The following is a 17,651-nucleotide window of genomic DNA, read 5'->3' as shown; positions in this document are numbered from 1 at the left end:
AAATAAATGAAAGAAAAAAGAATACATATTTATAAAGCAAAAATCCTCTCTGATCCATCTCACTATCCCTAAAAAACTCACTGCTCAGCCAATCAATATAATGCAGCAAGGGTCTCCTTTTCTTTCGCCCTAACGGAGAATTCACCATGATGCACTTTTTTTCAGCCTCAGAAACTGTGCAAAACCGGCATGTTTTTTGCTTTATTTTCTCAATTTTTTGTAAGCGCTTACTAACATGAGCAGAAAAGAGGGGGATTTGTGGACATTGTTATTATTTTATTGGCATTAGGCATGCTGATGTTTGCGGCTTACCGGGGCTTTTCAGTCATTTTATTCGCCCCGATTTGTGCGCTGTTTGCCGTGCTCCTGACAGATCCAAGCTTCGTACTTCCTTTCTTCTCGAATATATTTATGGAGAAGATGGTAGGATTTATTAAGCTGTATTTTCCCGTATTTCTTTTAGGGGCCGTTTTTGGCAAGGTTGTTGAAATATCCGGGCTCGCCGAGTCGATTGCAAAAACAATCGTCAAGCTTGTGGGAGCAAAAAGAGCCATTCTCGCCATCGTCTTAATGGGTGCGATTTTAACGTACAGCGGCGTCAGTCTCTTCGTAGCGGTGTTTGCCATTTATCCGTTTGCTAAAAACCTATTTATTAAAGCTGATATTCCCAAGCGTCTGATACCCGGTACGATTGCATTGGGCGCCTTTACATTTACAATGGATGCGCTTCCCGGCACACCGCAAATTCAAAATGTCATTCCGACCGCTTTTTTTAAAACAAACATTTATGCCGCTCCCTGGCTCGGACTGATTGGTGCAGCATTTGTGCTTACGGCCGGAATGATTTATTTAGAATCCCGGCGCAAAAAAGCGGCTAATGCCGGAGAAGGCTATGCTGGATTTCAATCTGAAGTTTCCGCTGCAGAGGAATCCTCAGGTCTGGCTAATGAAACACATACGCCTGTTTTACCGCAGGAGGCAGAACCCAGCCCCGCGCGGCAAGTTCTCGCCTTTGTTCCGCTTATCCTTGTGGGGGTCATGAACAAATGCTTCACGATGTGGCTCCCTCATTGGTACCCTAGCGGATTTGATTTTGCGCCGCTCGGGCTAGAAGCGTTCGGGAAGATTGACCTTTCCTCCGTCACTGCGATCTGGTCAGTAGAACTCGCACTGTTCATCGGAATCATGACAACGATTTTGTTCGATTGGAAAAAAGTCCTCTTCAATTTGAAAGAAGGACTGAATGAGGGCATCGGGGGCGCCTTGCTGGCGTCGATGAATACAGGAGCCGAATACGGATTTGGCGGCATCATTGCGGCGCTTCCCGGCTTTAAAATGGTCAGCAGCGGCATATCGCAGACGTTTACAGATCCGCTCGTCAACGGAGCGGTGACGACCACTGCGCTTGCCGGGATTACAGGATCGGCATCAGGAGGAATGGGCATCGCTTTAAGCACGATGTCAGCAGCGTATACAGAAGCAATCAATACATTCCACATCCCGCCGGAGGTCATGCACCGGGTGATATCGATGGCCTCCGGCGGGATGGACACTCTTCCGCATAATGGCGCCGTCATTACGCTGCTCGCGGTCACCGGGTTGACCCACCGCCAATCCTATAGGGATATCTTTGCCATAACCGTCATTAAAACAGCCGCTGTGTTTGTCATCATCGCCATTTACAGTCTGACGGGCCTTGTGTAGCCAAAACAGAAAGGGGAAACGAATATGGGAAAAGGAAAAGTGATGGACTCTTATCAAGATGCTGCTGCACTGATCAAGGACGGAGACACCCTCATCGCAGGAGGCTTCGGCCTGTGCGGCATTCCGGAACAATTAATTCTCGCGATCAGGGACAGCGGCGTAAAAAACTTGACCGTTGTCAGTAATAACTGCGGTGTTGATGATTGGGGGTTAGGCCTCTTGCTTGCAAACCGGCAGATCAAAAAAATGGTCGCATCCTATGTGGGAGAAAACAAAACCTTTGAACGGCAGTTTTTAAGCGGGGAGCTGGAAGTCGAATTGGTGCCCCAAGGAACGCTCGCAGAAAGAATTCGCGCGGGAGGGGCGGGCATTCCGGCGTTTTACACACCTGCGGGCGTCGGAACATCAGTAGCCGAGGGAAAAGAACATAAGACATTTGACGGGCGCACCTATCTTCTGGAGAAAGGGATTACAGGGAACGCCGCCATCGTAAAGGCCTGGAAAGCCGATCCTCTGGGCAACCTGATGTTCAGAAAGACGGCGAGAAATTTCAATCCGCTCGCTGCAATGGCAGGCAAAGTGACGATTGCAGAGGCTGAAGAAATCGTCGATGCCGGAGAGCTTGATCCGGATCAAATTCATACGCCGGGTATTTTTGTGCAGCACGTGCTGCACGGCGGGATTCATGAAAAACGGATTGAACGCCGCACCGTCCGGCAAGCATGATAAAGGAGGCTGACAGAATGAGAGATAGCAGAAAACGAATGATCAAACGGGCTGTAAAGGAAATTAAGGACGGAATGAATGTGAACTTGGGGATAGGGATGCCGACGCTTGTAGCCAATGAGATACCGAATGATTATAACGTCCTGCTTCAGTCTGAAAACGGCTTGCTCGGGATCGGGCCTTATCCGGCGGAAGGAACGGAGGACCCCGATCTGATCAATGCGGGAAAAGAAACCATTACCGAGGTAAAGGGAGCCTCGTATTTTGACAGTGCCGAATCCTTTGCCATGATTCGCGGCGGCCACATTGATGTAGCGATCCTCGGCGGGATGGAAGTGTCCGAACGGGGAGATTTGGCGAACTGGATGATCCCAGGAAAAATGATCAAAGGAATGGGCGGCGCCATGGACTTGGTCCACGGAGCAAAACGGATTATTGTCATTATGGAGCACGTGAATAAATATGGGGAATCTAAAGTGAGAACGGAATGTACGCTGCCTTTAACCGGCAGGCAGGTGGTCGATCGGCTGATCACAGATTTGGCTGTATTCGATTTTCATGATGGCCGTATGACGCTCACCGAACTGCAGGAAGGTGTAACAATGGAGGAGGTCTTTGAGAAAACAGAAGGTCATTTTACTGTCAGCCAGTCGTTAAAAAACGGGGTCAGACCAAAATGAGGAGGTGCCGTCATGCATTCATTGCTTATTGAAAAAACAGCCGTTGTAACAGGAGCAGCCGGAGGAATCGGGCTTGAAATCGCAAAAGAATTCGCCCGTGAAGGAGCAGCCGTCATCATCTCTGATGTAAACGAACAAGCGGGGAAAGAAGCGGCGGCAAGACTGAAAGATGAAGGCTGTGAAGCAGTCAGCATCACATGCGATGTAACAAATGAAAAACAAGTGGCTGACATGCTGCAGACGGTCGAGAAACAATTCGGACGTCTCGATATCCTTGTGAATAATGCGGGCATTCAGCATGTCGCGCCCATCGAGGAATTTCCCACCGAACAGTTTGAACGGCTCATTCGTCTCATGCTGACTGCGCCATTTATCGCAATGAAGCATGCATTCCCCATTATGAAAAAACAGCAATTCGGTCGAATCATTAATATGGCGTCTGTCAACGGATTGATCGGTTTTCACGGGAAAGCGGCATATAACAGCGCCAAGCACGGCGTCATCGGTTTAACGAAAGTCGGCGCACTTGAAGGCGCGGCTGACGGCATTACCGTCAATGCGCTTTGTCCGGGATATGTGGACACTCAGCTTGTCCGCAATCAGTTAAAGGACATTTCCGCAACAAGGAATGTACCGTACGAACGGGTGCTTGAGGACGTCATCTTTCCGCTCGTTCCCCAAAAACGGCTGCTGTCAGTGAAGGAAATCGCTGATTACGCCGTATTTTTGGCCAGCGACAAAGCAAAAGGGGTCACAGGTCAGGCCGTAGTCATGGACGGCGGGTATACCGCTCAATAGTTCTTATACTTTTTAAAAAAACAGCCGCTCTGAACGGCTGTTTTTTTATGCCTGAAAACCTTGTTCACTCAATAGGCCGATTTACTGCGTCAATCGGTATCCGGGCAGGGTCATTCGCATGTTCTGCGGCGTATTTCGTCCTTGCGGATTTTCCCCATCCAGATCCATCTCTTGCACCACATTTATAATTAAGCGCAATCAGTTTACAATCCTTCACAGATATACAAATGAATTTTTACAATAAACAGAAAATATGTAATTTCTGACACAATTATGCCGATAGCCCTAAAACATATGAAACATAAAGAGCGCGTTCTAAGTGAAGAAGAGCCGGTAACAGGCTCCACCCCGGCTTTCATCATCTCTCTTTAAGACTGATTTTCGGCGAAACCCCCATGTTTTATTTTATGAATAAATATATCTAATTCGTTTGTGAAAACGAACAATAACTCCTCCGAAAGTATTCTATACACATTTGTTATAATCATGCTAGGATGTTAGATAAAGGGATATTTTGTAGGATATTGTATCCCCTGTTCAATATGATCGGAGGAATCTCATGAACAATCTTGCCTTTTTATTTCCTGGACAAGGGTCTCAATTTGTAGGAATGGGCAAACAATTTTGGAATGATTTTGTGCTCGCAAAGAGATTGTTTGAAGAAGCGAGCGATGCGATCTCCTTGGATGTAAAAAAACTGTGTTTTAACGGAGATATGAATGAATTGACAAAGACAATGAACGCGCAGCCCGCTATTTTAACGGTCAGTGTGATTGCTTTTCAAGTGTATATGCAGGAAATAGGGGTGGAGCCCCGCTTCCTGGCAGGCCATAGCTTAGGCGAATATTCAGCGCTTGTCTGTGCCGGCGCCCTTTCTTTTCAGGATGCCGTTACACTTGTAAGGGAGCGGGGAATTCTTATGCAAAATGCGGATCCCCAGCAGCAGGGGACGATGGCCGCCGTGACACAGCTCTCTCTCCAAACGTTGCAGGAAATATGTTCGAAAGTATCGACGGAAGACTTTCCGGCAGGTGTAGCCTGCATGAATTCAGAACAGCAGCATGTGATTTCCGGACACCGGCAAGCTGTGGAACGTGTCATCAAGATGGCGGAGGAAAAGGGTGCGGCATACACTTATTTGAATGTCAGTGCGCCTTTTCACAGTTCGATGATACGATCAGCCTCCGAACAATTCCAGACTGTTTTACACCGCTATTCCTTCCGAGATGCCGCATGGCCGATCATTTCAAATGTCACCGCGCGCCCTTACAGCAGCGGAAATTCGATCAGCGAACATCTCAAGCAGCACATGACGATGCCGGTTAGATGGACAGAATCGATGCATTACTTGCTTTTACATAGAATCACAGAAGTCATCGAAATGGGTCCGAACAATGTCTTATCCGGTCTGCTGAGAAAAACAACGAATCACATTGTACCTTATCCCTTAGGACAGACATCTGATGTTCCCCCGCTTTCCAATCCAGCGGAAAGAAAGAAACATATTGTCCATTTACGCAAAAAACAACTGAATAAATTGATGATTCAATCCGTCATTGCGCGAAATTACAACAAGGATTCAGCGGCTTATTCCAATATGACGACGCCATTATTTACGCAAATCCAAGAGCTGAAAGAGAGAATGAAAAGGCATGAAGACGTGCTTTCAGAACAAGAACTCGAACATTCGATCCATTTATGCAAATTAATTTGTGAAGCTAAACAGCTTCCGGCTTGGGAAGAATTGCGGATTTTAAAATAAAGCGCCCAGGAGGGGACCTATGTATACCAGTCAATTCCAAACCTTAGTAGATGTCATTCGGGAAAGAAGCAGTATCTCTGATCGCGGGATCCGTTTTATCGAATCCGATAAAAACGAGACGGTTGTCTCTTACCGCCAATTGTTTGAAGAGGCGCAAGGGTATCTTGGCTATTTACAGCATCTCGGCATTAAGCCGAAGCAGGAAATTGTATTTCAAATCCAAGAGAACAAATCATTTGTCGTTGCTTTTTGGGCTTGTATATTAGGAGGAATGATCCCGGTTCCGGTCAGTATCGGAGAAGATGATGACCATAAGCTGAAGGTCTGGCGCATTTGGAATATATTAAATCATCCGTTTCTGATTGCCTCTGAAAAAGTATTGGACAAAATAAAGAAATACGCTGCAGAACACGATTTACAGGATTTCCATCATCAATTAAACGAAAAATCTGACGTCATTCAAGATCAAACCTACGATTACCCCGCTTCGTTTTATGAACCTGATGCGGATGAACTCGCCTTTATCCAATTTTCTTCCGGATCGACAGGAGATCCAAAAGGAGTCATGTTAACGCATCACAACTTAATACATAACACGTGCGCCATTGGGACTGCCCTAGCCATTCATTCGAAAGACTCTTTCTTATCATGGATGCCTTTAACGCATGATATGGGGCTCATCGCCTGCCACCTTGTTCCCTTCATAACCGGAATCAATCAAAATCTAATGCCTACAGAGTTATTTATTCGCAGACCTATTCTTTGGATGAAAAAAGCTCATGAACATAAAGCCAGTATTCTATCATCTCCTAATTTCGGGTACAACTACTTCCTTAAATTTCTGAAAAACGAACCAGACTGGGATTTATCCCACATCAAGGTCATCGCAAACGGTGCAGAACCGATATTGCCGGAGCTGTGTGACGAATTTTTGAAAAGATGCGCAGCATTCAATCTGAAAAGATCCGCCATTTTGAATGTTTACGGTTTAGCGGAAGCTTCGGTTGGCGCAGCGTTCTCTAAAATAGGTAAAGAATTCGTTCCCGTTTATTTGCATCGTGACTATTTAAATCTTGGTGAAAGAGCTGTAAAAGTCAGCAAAGAGGACCAAAATTGCGCTTCATTCGTCGAGGTGGGACAACCTATTGACTATTGTCAGCTTCGGATCTCCGATGAAACAAATGAAAGAGTAGAAGACGGAATCATCGGCCATATCCAGATCAAAGGAGACAATGTGACGCAAGGGTATTATAACAACCCAGAGAGTACGGAAAAAGCGCTGACTTCTGACGGCTGGGTAAAAACGGGAGACCTCGGATTCATTAGTGAAAGTGGTAACTTAGTCGTAACCGGAAGAGAAAAGGACATTATTTTCGTGAACGGAAAAAATATCTACCCGCACGATATTGAACGGGTCGCGATTGAAATGGAAGAGGTTGACTTAGGAAGGGTTGCCGCCTGCGGTGTATATGATCAAAAGACACAAAGCGGAGAAATCGTGCTCTTTGTTGTTTACAAAAAATCACCTGAAAAATTCGCACCGCTTGTCAAAGAGATAAAAAAACATTTGTACAAGCGGGGCGGCTGGAGCATAAAAGAAGTCCTTCCGATCCGAAAACTCCCTAAAACAACCAGCGGAAAGGTTAAACGCTACGAACTTGCCAGACAGTATGAGGCAGGGAATTTTTCAACAGAGTCTGCCGCCATCAATGAATGTTTGGGGAGCAGCACGGAAACATCCGGACAGACACCCATTCATGAGATAGAAACGGAATTGCTGTCTATCTTTTCCGAAGTGCTCGATGGAAAAAAGGTTCACCTCGCTGACAGTTATTTTGATATGGGAGCAAATTCATTACAGTTATCGCAGATTGCCGAGCGCATAGAACAGAAATTCGGACGCGAGCTTTCCGTTTCAGATCTCTTTACGTATCCTTCTATCACTGATTTAGCGGTATATCTGTCTGAAAGCCGGGCTGAAATCAAGCAGGACGCGGCAGCGAAACCAAGCCATGTGACACCGAAAGATATCGCCATTATTGGGATGTCGCTCAATGTCCCGGGAGCGTCAACGAAAAGTGATTTTTGGAATCTGCTTGAAAAAGGTGAGCACAGCATTCGAGAATACCCCGAATCCCGGCTGAAAGATGCGGCGGATTATTTAAAGTCCATCCAAAGCGAATTCAATGAGAATCAGTTTGTGAAGGGCGGCTATTTAGATGAAATCGACCGCTTTGATTATTCGTTCTTCGGTTTAGCTCCTAAAACGGCTCAGTTTATGGACCCTAACCAAAGACTGTTTTTGCAGTCTGCATGGCATGCGATTGAAGATGCGGGCTATGCCGGCGGCAGCATGAACGGGAGCCGTGTCGGGGTATATGCAGGGTACTCGAAGGTGGGCTACGATTATGAACGTCTCCTTTCTGCGAATTATCCGGAGGAACTTCATCAATATATCGTGGGCAATCTCCCTTCCGTGCTAGCCAGCCGAATCGCTTATTTCTTAAATTTAAAAGGGCCGGCGGTCACAGTGGATACGGCATGCTCCTCATCGCTTGCCGCCGTTCATATGGCATGTAAATCTTTAATGTCCGGCGATTGTGAAATGGCTCTTGCCGGCGGTATCCGGACATCGCTCTTGCCGATCTGTATCGGACTTGATATGGAATCTTCGGACGGGTACACGAAAACGTTCAGCAAAGATTCAGACGGAACGGGCACAGGTGAAGGCGCGGCCGCAGTCCTGCTAAAACCTTTGCAGGATGCTGTTCGCGACGGAGACCATATTTACGGCGTAATCAAGGGAAGCGCGATGAATCAAGACGGAACAACCGCCGGGATTACAGCACCGAATCCGGCAGCTCAGACTGAGGTCATTGAGACGGCTTGGAAAGACGCGGGCATTGCTCCTGAAACACTATCTTTCATCGAAGCGCATGGCACCGGAACGAAGCTCGGCGATCCGGTTGAATTTAACGGGCTTTGTAAAGCGTTTGAAAAGTATACGGCAAAAAAACAATTTTGTGCGATTGGTTCTGTTAAATCGAACATCGGTCATTTGTTTGAAGCGGCAGGCATCGTCGGATTGATCAAATCTGTCCTCATGCTGAATCACAAGAAAAATCCGCCGTTAGCGCACTTTAATGAACCTAATCCGCTCATTCATTTTCACTCATCACCATTTTATGTGAATCAGGAAGCTGCGGAGTTCACATCCGGTGATGAGCCGCTGCGAGGCGGAGTCAGCTCATTTGGCTTTAGCGGAACAAACGCTCATGTGGTACTGGAAGAATATATTTCTCAAAGTGAGTATGCGCCCGAGGATGAACATGGGCCGCACCTATTTGTTTTATCCGCTCATACTGAAAAATCACTCTATGAACTCGCACAGCAGTACCGGCAATATGTATCGGATGACAGCCAAGCTTCATTAAAGTCCATTTGCTATACAGCCAGTACGGGCAGGGCTCATTTGGATCATGGCATTGCCATGATTGTATCCGGTAAACAAGAACTATCGGATAAGCTGACCCGCCTGATTCAGGGAGACAGAAACCTTCCCGGTGTATACATCGGTTACAAGAATATGAAGGAAATGCTGCCTGCTCATAAAGAAGAGCTGAATCAACAAGCAGCCGCTCTGATTAAGCAGCGTTTACGTACGCAAGATGAACGGATCACATGGCTGCATCGCGCAGCCGAATTATTTGTGCAAGGAGCCGTTATCGATTGGCGCGCGCTTTATTCCGGTGAAACTGTACAAAAGACGCCATTGCCCCTGTATCCGTTTGAACGGAGCCGATGCTGGGCTGAAGCTGACCAATTGCGCTTAAACGAGGGCGAAAAGAAAGGAGGAGCAGCATTGAATATCAATCAATCGAAAGCGCACATTGAATCCTTCCTGAAAACTGTAATCAGCAATGCTTCAGGGATCAGAGCGGAGGAACTCGATCTGAATGCTCATTTTATCGGGCTCGGAATGGATTCTATCATGCTGTCACAGGTCAAAAAAGCCATTGCGGATGAATTTGGGGCAGACATCCCGATGGATCGTTTTTTTGATACGATGAACAACCTTCAAAGTGTCATAGATTACTTGGCTGAGACCGTTCCATCGTCCTTTGCATCCGCTCCGCCTCAAGAGAATGTTCCGGCGCAGGAAATACAGGTCATTTCAGAAGCGCAGTCTGAATCGGATCGCAGAGAAGGTCATCAAGAGCATATGCTCGAAAAAATAATCGCTTCTCAGAATCAATTAATTCAGGATACCTTGCAAGCTCAATTAAATAGCTTTAATTTGTTGAGAAACAGCGGACATCATTCCGATGAGAAAGAATACGCTAAAACGCAAGAGAAATCAATTCCTTCTGTCAAGCAGGGGCATCCGACCGTCACTGCAGAAAAGAAAGCGGCTCAAGAAGCGAAACCCTATGTTCCTTTTCAGCCTCAGAACCTGAATGATCAGGGGCACTATACCGCACGGCAAAAACAATACTTAGAAGATTTCATCAAGAAATACGCCGATAAAACGAAAGGTTCCAAACAATATACGGACAACACCCGATTTGCTCATGCAAACAACCGCAATTTGTCCAGCTTCCGTTCGTATTGGAAGGAAATCGTATACCCGATTATCGCCGAACGTTCTGACGGTTCTAAAATGTGGGATATTGACGGAAATGAATATATCGATATCACCATGGGATTCGGGGTTAACCTTTTCGGGCATCATCCTTCCTTTATTACACAGGTTATCGATGATTCAACCCGTTCATCATTGCCTCCGCTGGGCCCGATGTCAGATGTCGCCGGTGAAGTTGCCGACCGGATCCGCACATGTACCGGAGTGGAAAGGGTCGCTTTCTATAATTCCGGAACAGAGGCCGTCATGGTTGCCCTGCGTTTGGCGCGGGCGGCAACAGGAAGAAAGAAAGTCGTGGCGTTCTCAGGATCTTATCACGGGACGTTTGACGGCGTATTAGGGGTTGCCGGCACAAAAGGCGGGGCTGCGTCTGCGAATCCGCTGGCTCCGGGCATATTGCAGAGCTTTATGGATGATTTGATTATTTTACATTACAACAATCCCGATTCGCTGGATGTGATCCGCAGTCTTGGTGATGAATTGGCAGCCGTACTGGTGGAACCGGTACAAAGCCGCAGACCGGATTTGCAGCCGCAGGCATTTTTGAAAGAATTGCGGGCGATCACGCGGCAATCCGGAACAGCTCTGATTATGGATGAAATTATTACCGGATTTCGGATCGGTCTCGGCGGCGCACAGGAATGGTTCGGCATTCAGGCTGATTTAGTGACCTACGGAAAAATCATCGGCGGCGGACAGCCGTTAGGGGTAGTTGCCGGAAAAGCTGAGTTCATGAATGCGATCGACGGGGGTACCTGGCAGTATGGGGACGATTCCTACCCGCAAGACGAGGCGAAGCGCACGTTTGTGGCCGGCACCTTCAATACTCACCCGCTTACCATGAGGATGTCATTAGCCGTCCTTCGCCATTTGCAAACCGAGGGAGAACATCTGTATGAGCAGCTTAATCAAAAAACAGCCTACCTGGTCGATGAGCTGAATCGCTGCTTCGAACAAGCGCAAGTGCCTATCCGCATGGTTCGATTCGGTTCTTTATTCCGGTTTGTCTCATCGCTTGATAATGACTTGTTCTTTTACCACCTCAACTATAAAGGGGTCTATGTGTGGGAAGGACGCAACTGCTTCTTGTCTGCCGCGCATACCGCGGATGATATCGAAAATATTATTCAAGCGGTGAAAGACACGGTGGAGGATCTTCGCCGAGGCGGATTTATCCCGGAAGGTCCGGATTCCCCTGATGGCGGAGGCCGTAAAAAGTCCGGGACGCGCGAGCTTTCACCTGAACAAAAGCAGTTGGTTATGGCATCCCATTACGGGAATGAAGCTTCCGCCGCTTTAAACCAGTCCATTATGCTGAAAGTGAAGGGCGAACTGCAGTATACATCATTAAAACAAGCCGTCCGGCATATCGTTGACCGTCATGAAGCTTTACGTACGGTGATTCATCCCGATGACGAGGTACAGCAAGTGCAGGAACGGATGAATATAGAAATACCTGTCATTGATTTTACCGGTCACCCGCATGAACATCGGGAGCCGGAAATCCAAAAATGGCTGACAGAAGATGCCAAGCGGCCGTTTCATTTCCATGAACAAAAGCCTTTGTTTAGAATCCATGTGCTTACATCGGCTCACAATGAACATCTGATTGTGCTCACGTTCCATCATATCATTGCCGATGGATGGTCAATCGCCGTTTTTGTTCAAGAACTGGAGAGCAACTACGCGGCAATAGTACAAGGAAAACCGATTTCACCGAAAGAGGCAGATGTTTCGTTTCGCCAATACTTAGACTGGCAGCAGGCACAGATTGACAGCGGCCATTATGAAGAAGGGGTCCGTTATTGGCGGCGTCATTTCTCTGAACCGATACAGCAGCCAATTCTGCCAAGCACAGCTTCTGTCCGTTATCCGAACGGGTATGAGGGAGACCGGTGTACCGTCAGGCTTGGACGGCCATTGAGCGAGGCTTTAAGGTCATTAAGCATTCAGATGAAAAATAGCGTATTTGTGACGATGCTGGGTGCATTTCATCTTTTTCTGCACCGGCTTACCAAACAGTCAGGCCTTGTGATCGGGATCCCCGCAGCAGGTCAATCGCATATGAAACAGCATGCTCTGATTGGAAATTGCGTCAATATGATTCCGGTGAAGAACACGTCTTCTTCAGAAAGCACTTTATCCGGTTATCTTGGCAATATGAAAGAAAGCGTGAATCTTGCAATGCGGCACCAAGCCGTCCCGATGACACTGGTGGCCAGAGAGCTTCCGCACGATCAAGTGCCGGATATGCGTATTATCTTTAATTTAGACAGGCCTTTTCGAAAACTGCATTTCGGAAAGGCGGAAGCGGAGCCCGTTGCATACCCGGTAAAATGCACCCTGTACGATTTATTTCTGAACATAACAGACGCACATCAAGAATATGTTCTTGATTTCGACTTTAATACGAACGTCATCAGTCCGGAAATCATGAAAAAGTGGGGAGCGGGTTTTACAAAATTGCTGCAAAAAATGGTTGAGGGAGATTCAATCCCTCTTGACGCCATGATGATGTTTTCCGATGAAGAACAGCATGCTTTACAAGCACTTTACGCCGAACACCAGAAGCGGGTCTCTTCAATAGGAAGCAATACGGCAAATTTTACTGAAGCCTACGAGGCGCCGGTAAATGAAACGGAGCGGCAGCTGGCGCGGATTTGGGAGGAACTTTTCGGCCTTGAACGGGTCGGCAGATCAGATCGCTTCCTGGCTCTGGGAGGAAACTCGCTCCAGGCGACGCTTATGCTTTCCAAAATTCAGAAGACATTTCATCAAAAGGTTTCCATCGGACAATTTTTCAATCACCAGACTGTTAAGGAATTAGCACGTTTCATTCAGAACGAAACGAAAGTCGTGCACCTCCCGATGAAGGCTGCCGAGAAAAAAGCGTATTACCCGACATCGCCGGCGCAGCAAAGAGTATATTTCCTGCACCAACTGGAACCGGATCAGCTGGCGCAAAATATGTTCGGCCACATCTCAATAACAGGGAAGTACGATGAGCAAGCCCTGATCTCATCTCTTCAACAAGTGATGCAGCGGCACGAAGCGTTTCGCACGTATTTCGACATTATAGATGGCGATATCGTTCAGAAACTTGAAAACGAAGTTGATTTTAACGTTCATGTCCGGACAATGAGCCGGGACGAATTTGATGCCTATTCAGAAGGGTTTGTAAAACCGTTCCGCCTGGACCAAGCTCCGTTAGTTCGTGCGGAGCTGATCAAGATTGAAAACGAGCAGGCCGAACTGCTCATCGATATGCATCATATCATTTCGGACGGTTATTCCGTCAACATCCTGACAAATGAATTGCTGGCTTTATATCATCAGAAACCATTACCGGACATTGAATTTGAATATAAAGATTTCGCAGAATGGCAAAACCAACGGCTGAATGACGATGCCATGAAGCGGCAGGAGACATATTGGCTGGAACAATTTCAAGACGAAATTCCCATCCTTGACCTGCCGACAGACGGTTCAAAAGCGGCAGAACGGTCTTCTGAGGGACAGCGTGTGACATGCTCCTTACAGCAGGATGTCATCCGTTCGCTTCAAGACTTGGCACAAAAGGCGGAAACGACTCTCTATACGGTGCTTCTGGCCGCCTATAATGTGCTGCTTCATAAATATACGGGACAAGAAGACATTGTCGTAGGCACGCCTGCTTCAGGAAGAAATCATCCCGATATCGAAAAGATCATCGGTATTTTCATACAAACCATCGGAATCCGGACGAAGCCGCGCGCCAATAGAACGTTTACGGATTATCTGGAAGAAGTAAAGCGGCAGACGCTTGACGCTTTCGAAAACCAAGACTATCCATTCGACCGGCTTGTGGAAAAATTAAATGTGCAGCGGGAAACAACCGGAAAGTCTCTGTTTAACACGATGTTTGTGTTTCAAAACATTGAATTTCATGAAATCCGGCACAATGAATGTACATTTAAAGTGAAAGAACGAAATCCAGGGGTCTCTTTATATGATTTGATGCTTACGATCGAAGATGCCGGTCAACAGATAGAGATGCATTTTGATTATAAACCGGGACGATTCACAAAAGACACCATTGAACAGATCACCAGACACTATACCGCCATTTTAAACAGTCTTGTTGAGCAGCCGGAGATGACATTGTCTTCCGTTCCTATGCTGTCTGAAACCGAACGGCATCAACTGCTGACGGAGTGTAATGGCACAAAGACGCCGTATCCGCATAAGGAAACGGTATATCGATGGTTTGAAATGCAGGCGGAACAGAGTCCCGATCATGAAGCTGTTATTTTTGGCAATGAGCGGTATACGTACAGACAGCTCAATGAACGGGCGAACCGATTGGCGCGGACGTTACGGACAAAAGGCGTACAAGCGGATCAATTCGTTGCCATCATCTGCCCGCATCGGATCGAGCTGATTGTCGGAATTTTGGCTGTTCTGAAAGCCGGCGGCGCATACGTGCCCATTGATCCTGAATATCCGGAAGATCGGATTCAATATATGCTGAGAGATTCAAGGGCGGAGGTTGTGTTGACACAGCGCAGCCTGCTGGATCAATTACCGTATGATGGTGACATTGTGCTTTTGGATGAGGAAAACTCATACCATGAGGATCACTCGAATCTTGAATCGGACAGCGATGCGCATGATTTGGCCTACATGATCTATACGTCAGGTTCGACGGGAAATCCAAAAGGTGTACTCATTGAGCATCAGGGACTGGCTGATTATATTTGGTGGGCGAAAGAGGTTTATGTAAGAGGTGAGAAAACCAACTTCCCATTATACTCTTCCATCTCTTTCGATCTGACTGTGACCTCGATATTTACACCGCTGGTTACGGGAAATACCATCATTGTCTTTGACGGCGAAGACAAAAGCGCTGTGCTTTCTGAGATTATGCGGGACTCAAGAATAGACATGATCAAATTGACCCCGGCACACCTGCACGTCATCAAGGAGATGAATATCGCTGGCGGCACTGCAATACGGAAAATGATTGTCGGCGGAGAAAATTTAAGCACCCGTCTGGCCAAAAGTGTCAGCGAGCAGTTTAAAGGCCGGCTGGACATTTTCAATGAATACGGACCGACGGAAGCTGTCGTCGGATGTATGATTTATCACTTCGACGCAGAACGGGACAAGCGGGAATTTGTCCCGATCGGCACTCCGGCTGCCAACACGGATATTTATGTGGCCGATGCAAGCAGAAACCTGGTTCCGTTCGGGGTAATCGGCGAAATATATATCAGCGGACCGGGTGTTGCCAGAGGGTATTGGAACCGCCCGGATTTAACGGCAGAGAAATTTGTTGAAAACCCGTATGTCCCGGGAGCGAAGATGTACAAATCAGGGGATTTGGCTAAGCGATTGAAGGACGGAAATCTCGTATATATTGGGCGCGTTGATGAACAAGTCAAAATCAGGGGACACCGAATCGAGCTTGGTGAAATTGAAGCAGCAATGCATAACGCGGAAGCGGTGCAAAAAGCCGCGGTTACAGTGAAAGAAGAAGAAGACGGCTTAAAACAATTATGCGCGTATTACGTAAGCGACAAGCCTATAGCGGCTGCGCAGCTTAGGGAACAATTGTCATCGCAGCTTCCGGACTACATGGTTCCGTCCTATTTTGTCCATCTGGAGCATATGCCGTTAACATCCAACGGGAAAATAAACCGTAAGGCACTGCCTGCACCAGAAGCGAGTCTGCAGCAGACAGCTGAATATGTTCCGCCGGGTAATGAGACGGAGTCCAAACTGACAGATTTATGGAAGGAAGTGCTCGGAATAAGCCATGCGGGGATCAAACATAATTTCTTTGATCTCGGAGGCAACTCCATCCGAGCGGCTGCCTTAGCCGCCAGAATTCACAAAGAGCTGGATGTGAATCTGTCTCTCAAAGACATATTCAAGTTTCCTACCATTGAACAATTGGCTGACAAGGCGTTACACATGGACAAAAATCGATATGTACCGATTCCGGCAGCAAAGGAAATGCCATATTATCCGGTTTCTTCAGCTCAGAGGCGGATGTATTTGTTAAGTCACACAGAAGGCGGCGAGCTGACTTACAATATGACGGGTGCCATGAATGTAGAAGGGACGATCGATCCCGAACGGTTAAACGCCGCTTTCCGAAAATTAATCGCGCGTCATGAAGCGTTGCGGACCAGCTTTGATTTATATGAAGGCGAGCCGGCACAGCGTATTCATCAGAACGTCAACTTTACGATAGAACGAATTCAAGCAAGCGAAGAAGAAGCGGAAGACCGTGTGTTTGATTTCATCAAAGCGTTTGACTTAGCCAAACCGCCGCTGATGCGGGCCGGACTGATTGAAATTGAACCTGCGCGGCACGTGCTTGTGGTTGATATGCATCATATCATTTCTGACGGCGTGTCCGTCAATATTCTGATGAAAGATTTAAGCCGAATCTACGAGGGGAACGAACCGGACCCGCTCTCTATTCAATATAAAGACTTTGCAGTTTGGCAGCAATCGGACATTCAGAAACGGAACATCAAGAGCCAGGAAGCGTATTGGCTGGATCAGTTTCACGGTGATATTCCTGTACTGGATATGCCTGCGGATTATGAGCGGCCTGCCATACGCGATTACGAAGGCGAATCATTTGAATTTCTTATACCAGAACACTTGAAACAGCGTTTAAGCCAAATGGAAGAAGACACAGGAGCAACACTGTATATGATTTTATTGGCAGCCTATACGATTCTTTTATCCAAATACAGCGGACAAGAAGATATTATCGTAGGAACGCCATCTGCCGGGCGGACTCATTTGGATGTAGAGCCGGTCGTGGGAATGTTCGTCAATACGTTAGTCATTCGCAATCACCCGGCGGGCCGTAAAACATTTGATGCCTACTTAAACGAAGTAAAAGAAAACATGCTGGACGCCTATAAAAATCAAGACTATCCATTGGAAGAATTAATTCAGCATCTGCATCTTCCAAAAGATTCAAGCCGTAATCCTTTATTCGATACGATGTTTGTGCTGCAAAATCTTGATCATGCTGAATTGACTTTCGATTCCCTTCAACTCAAGCCGTATCCATTTCATCATCCGGTTGCCAAATTCGATTTGACCTTGTCGATTCAGGCGGACCGCGACAACTATCACGGACTGTTTGAATATTCGAAAAAACTGTTTAAGAAAAGCAGAATCGAGGTTTTATCAAACGACTACTTACACATCCTATCGGCGATTTTGGAACAGCCTAGCATTCTAATCGAACATATCGGATTGAGCGGCAGCAATGAGGAAGAAGAGAACGCGCTTGATTCTATTCAATTGAACTTTTAGGGAAAAGCATTAT

6 protein-coding genes are annotated in these 17,651 nt (G+C 46.9%); all 6 read left to right on the top strand.

Going from position 1 to position 17,651, the window contains the following annotated elements:
* Positions 1–258: 258 nt before the first annotated feature.
* The 6 genes from NYE38_RS09475 (at position 259) to bamA (ending at position 17,638) form a co-directional block, all read left to right on the top strand.
* Positions 259–1,704 (top strand): GntP family permease, encoded by a 1,446-nt coding sequence (locus tag NYE38_RS09475; RefSeq protein WP_017417906.1) that lies wholly within the window; start codon positions 259–261, stop codon positions 1,702–1,704.
* A gap of 24 nt (positions 1,705–1,728) precedes the next feature.
* Positions 1,729–2,430 carry a CoA transferase subunit A gene (locus NYE38_RS09470; protein ID WP_017417905.1) on the top strand — a complete coding sequence of 234 codons (702 nt, stop codon included), beginning with the start codon at positions 1,729–1,731 and terminating at the stop codon, positions 2,428–2,430.
* 17 nt (positions 2,431–2,447) lie between these two features.
* The gene (locus NYE38_RS09465) at positions 2,448–3,110 is read left to right on the top strand and encodes a CoA transferase subunit B (RefSeq protein WP_007410136.1); all 663 of its coding nucleotides are present in this window, start codon (positions 2,448–2,450) and stop codon (positions 3,108–3,110) included.
* A 12-nt stretch (positions 3,111–3,122) separates the two neighbouring features.
* On the top strand, positions 3,123–3,908 hold the full coding sequence (locus NYE38_RS09460; RefSeq protein ID WP_014418050.1) for a 3-hydroxybutyrate dehydrogenase: 786 nt from the start codon (positions 3,123–3,125) through the stop codon (positions 3,906–3,908).
* 559 nt (positions 3,909–4,467) lie between these two features.
* On the top strand, positions 4,468–5,670 hold the full coding sequence (bamD, locus tag NYE38_RS09455; RefSeq protein ID WP_017417904.1) for a bacillomycin D biosynthesis malonyl-CoA transacylase BamD: 1,203 nt from the start codon (positions 4,468–4,470) through the stop codon (positions 5,668–5,670).
* A 19-nt stretch (positions 5,671–5,689) separates the two neighbouring features.
* Positions 5,690–17,638, top strand: a complete 11,949-nt coding sequence (bamA, locus tag NYE38_RS09450; RefSeq protein ID WP_289395030.1) for a bacillomycin D hybrid PKS/NRPS BamA — start codon at positions 5,690–5,692, stop codon at positions 17,636–17,638.
* Positions 17,639–17,651 lie beyond the last annotated feature (13 nt).

The sequence above is a fragment of the Bacillus sp. EU63 genome (assembly GCF_038592915.1).
GTDB lineage: Bacteria > Bacillota > Bacilli > Bacillales > Bacillaceae > Bacillus > Bacillus velezensis.
This window is presented reverse-complemented; position numbering and strand designations above follow the sequence as displayed.

Coding starts and splice junctions, on each gene's coding strand:
- bamA (WP_289395030.1), top strand. CDS start 5,690: ATGTATACCAGTCAATTCCAAACCTTAGTAGATGTCATTCGGGAAAGA.
- NYE38_RS09465 (WP_007410136.1), top strand. CDS start 2,448: ATGAGAGATAGCAGAAAACGAATGATCAAACGGGCTGTAAAGGAAATT.
- NYE38_RS09470 (WP_017417905.1), top strand. CDS start 1,729: ATGGGAAAAGGAAAAGTGATGGACTCTTATCAAGATGCTGCTGCACTG.
- bamD (WP_017417904.1), top strand. CDS start 4,468: ATGAACAATCTTGCCTTTTTATTTCCTGGACAAGGGTCTCAATTTGTA.
- NYE38_RS09460 (WP_014418050.1), top strand. CDS start 3,123: ATGCATTCATTGCTTATTGAAAAAACAGCCGTTGTAACAGGAGCAGCC.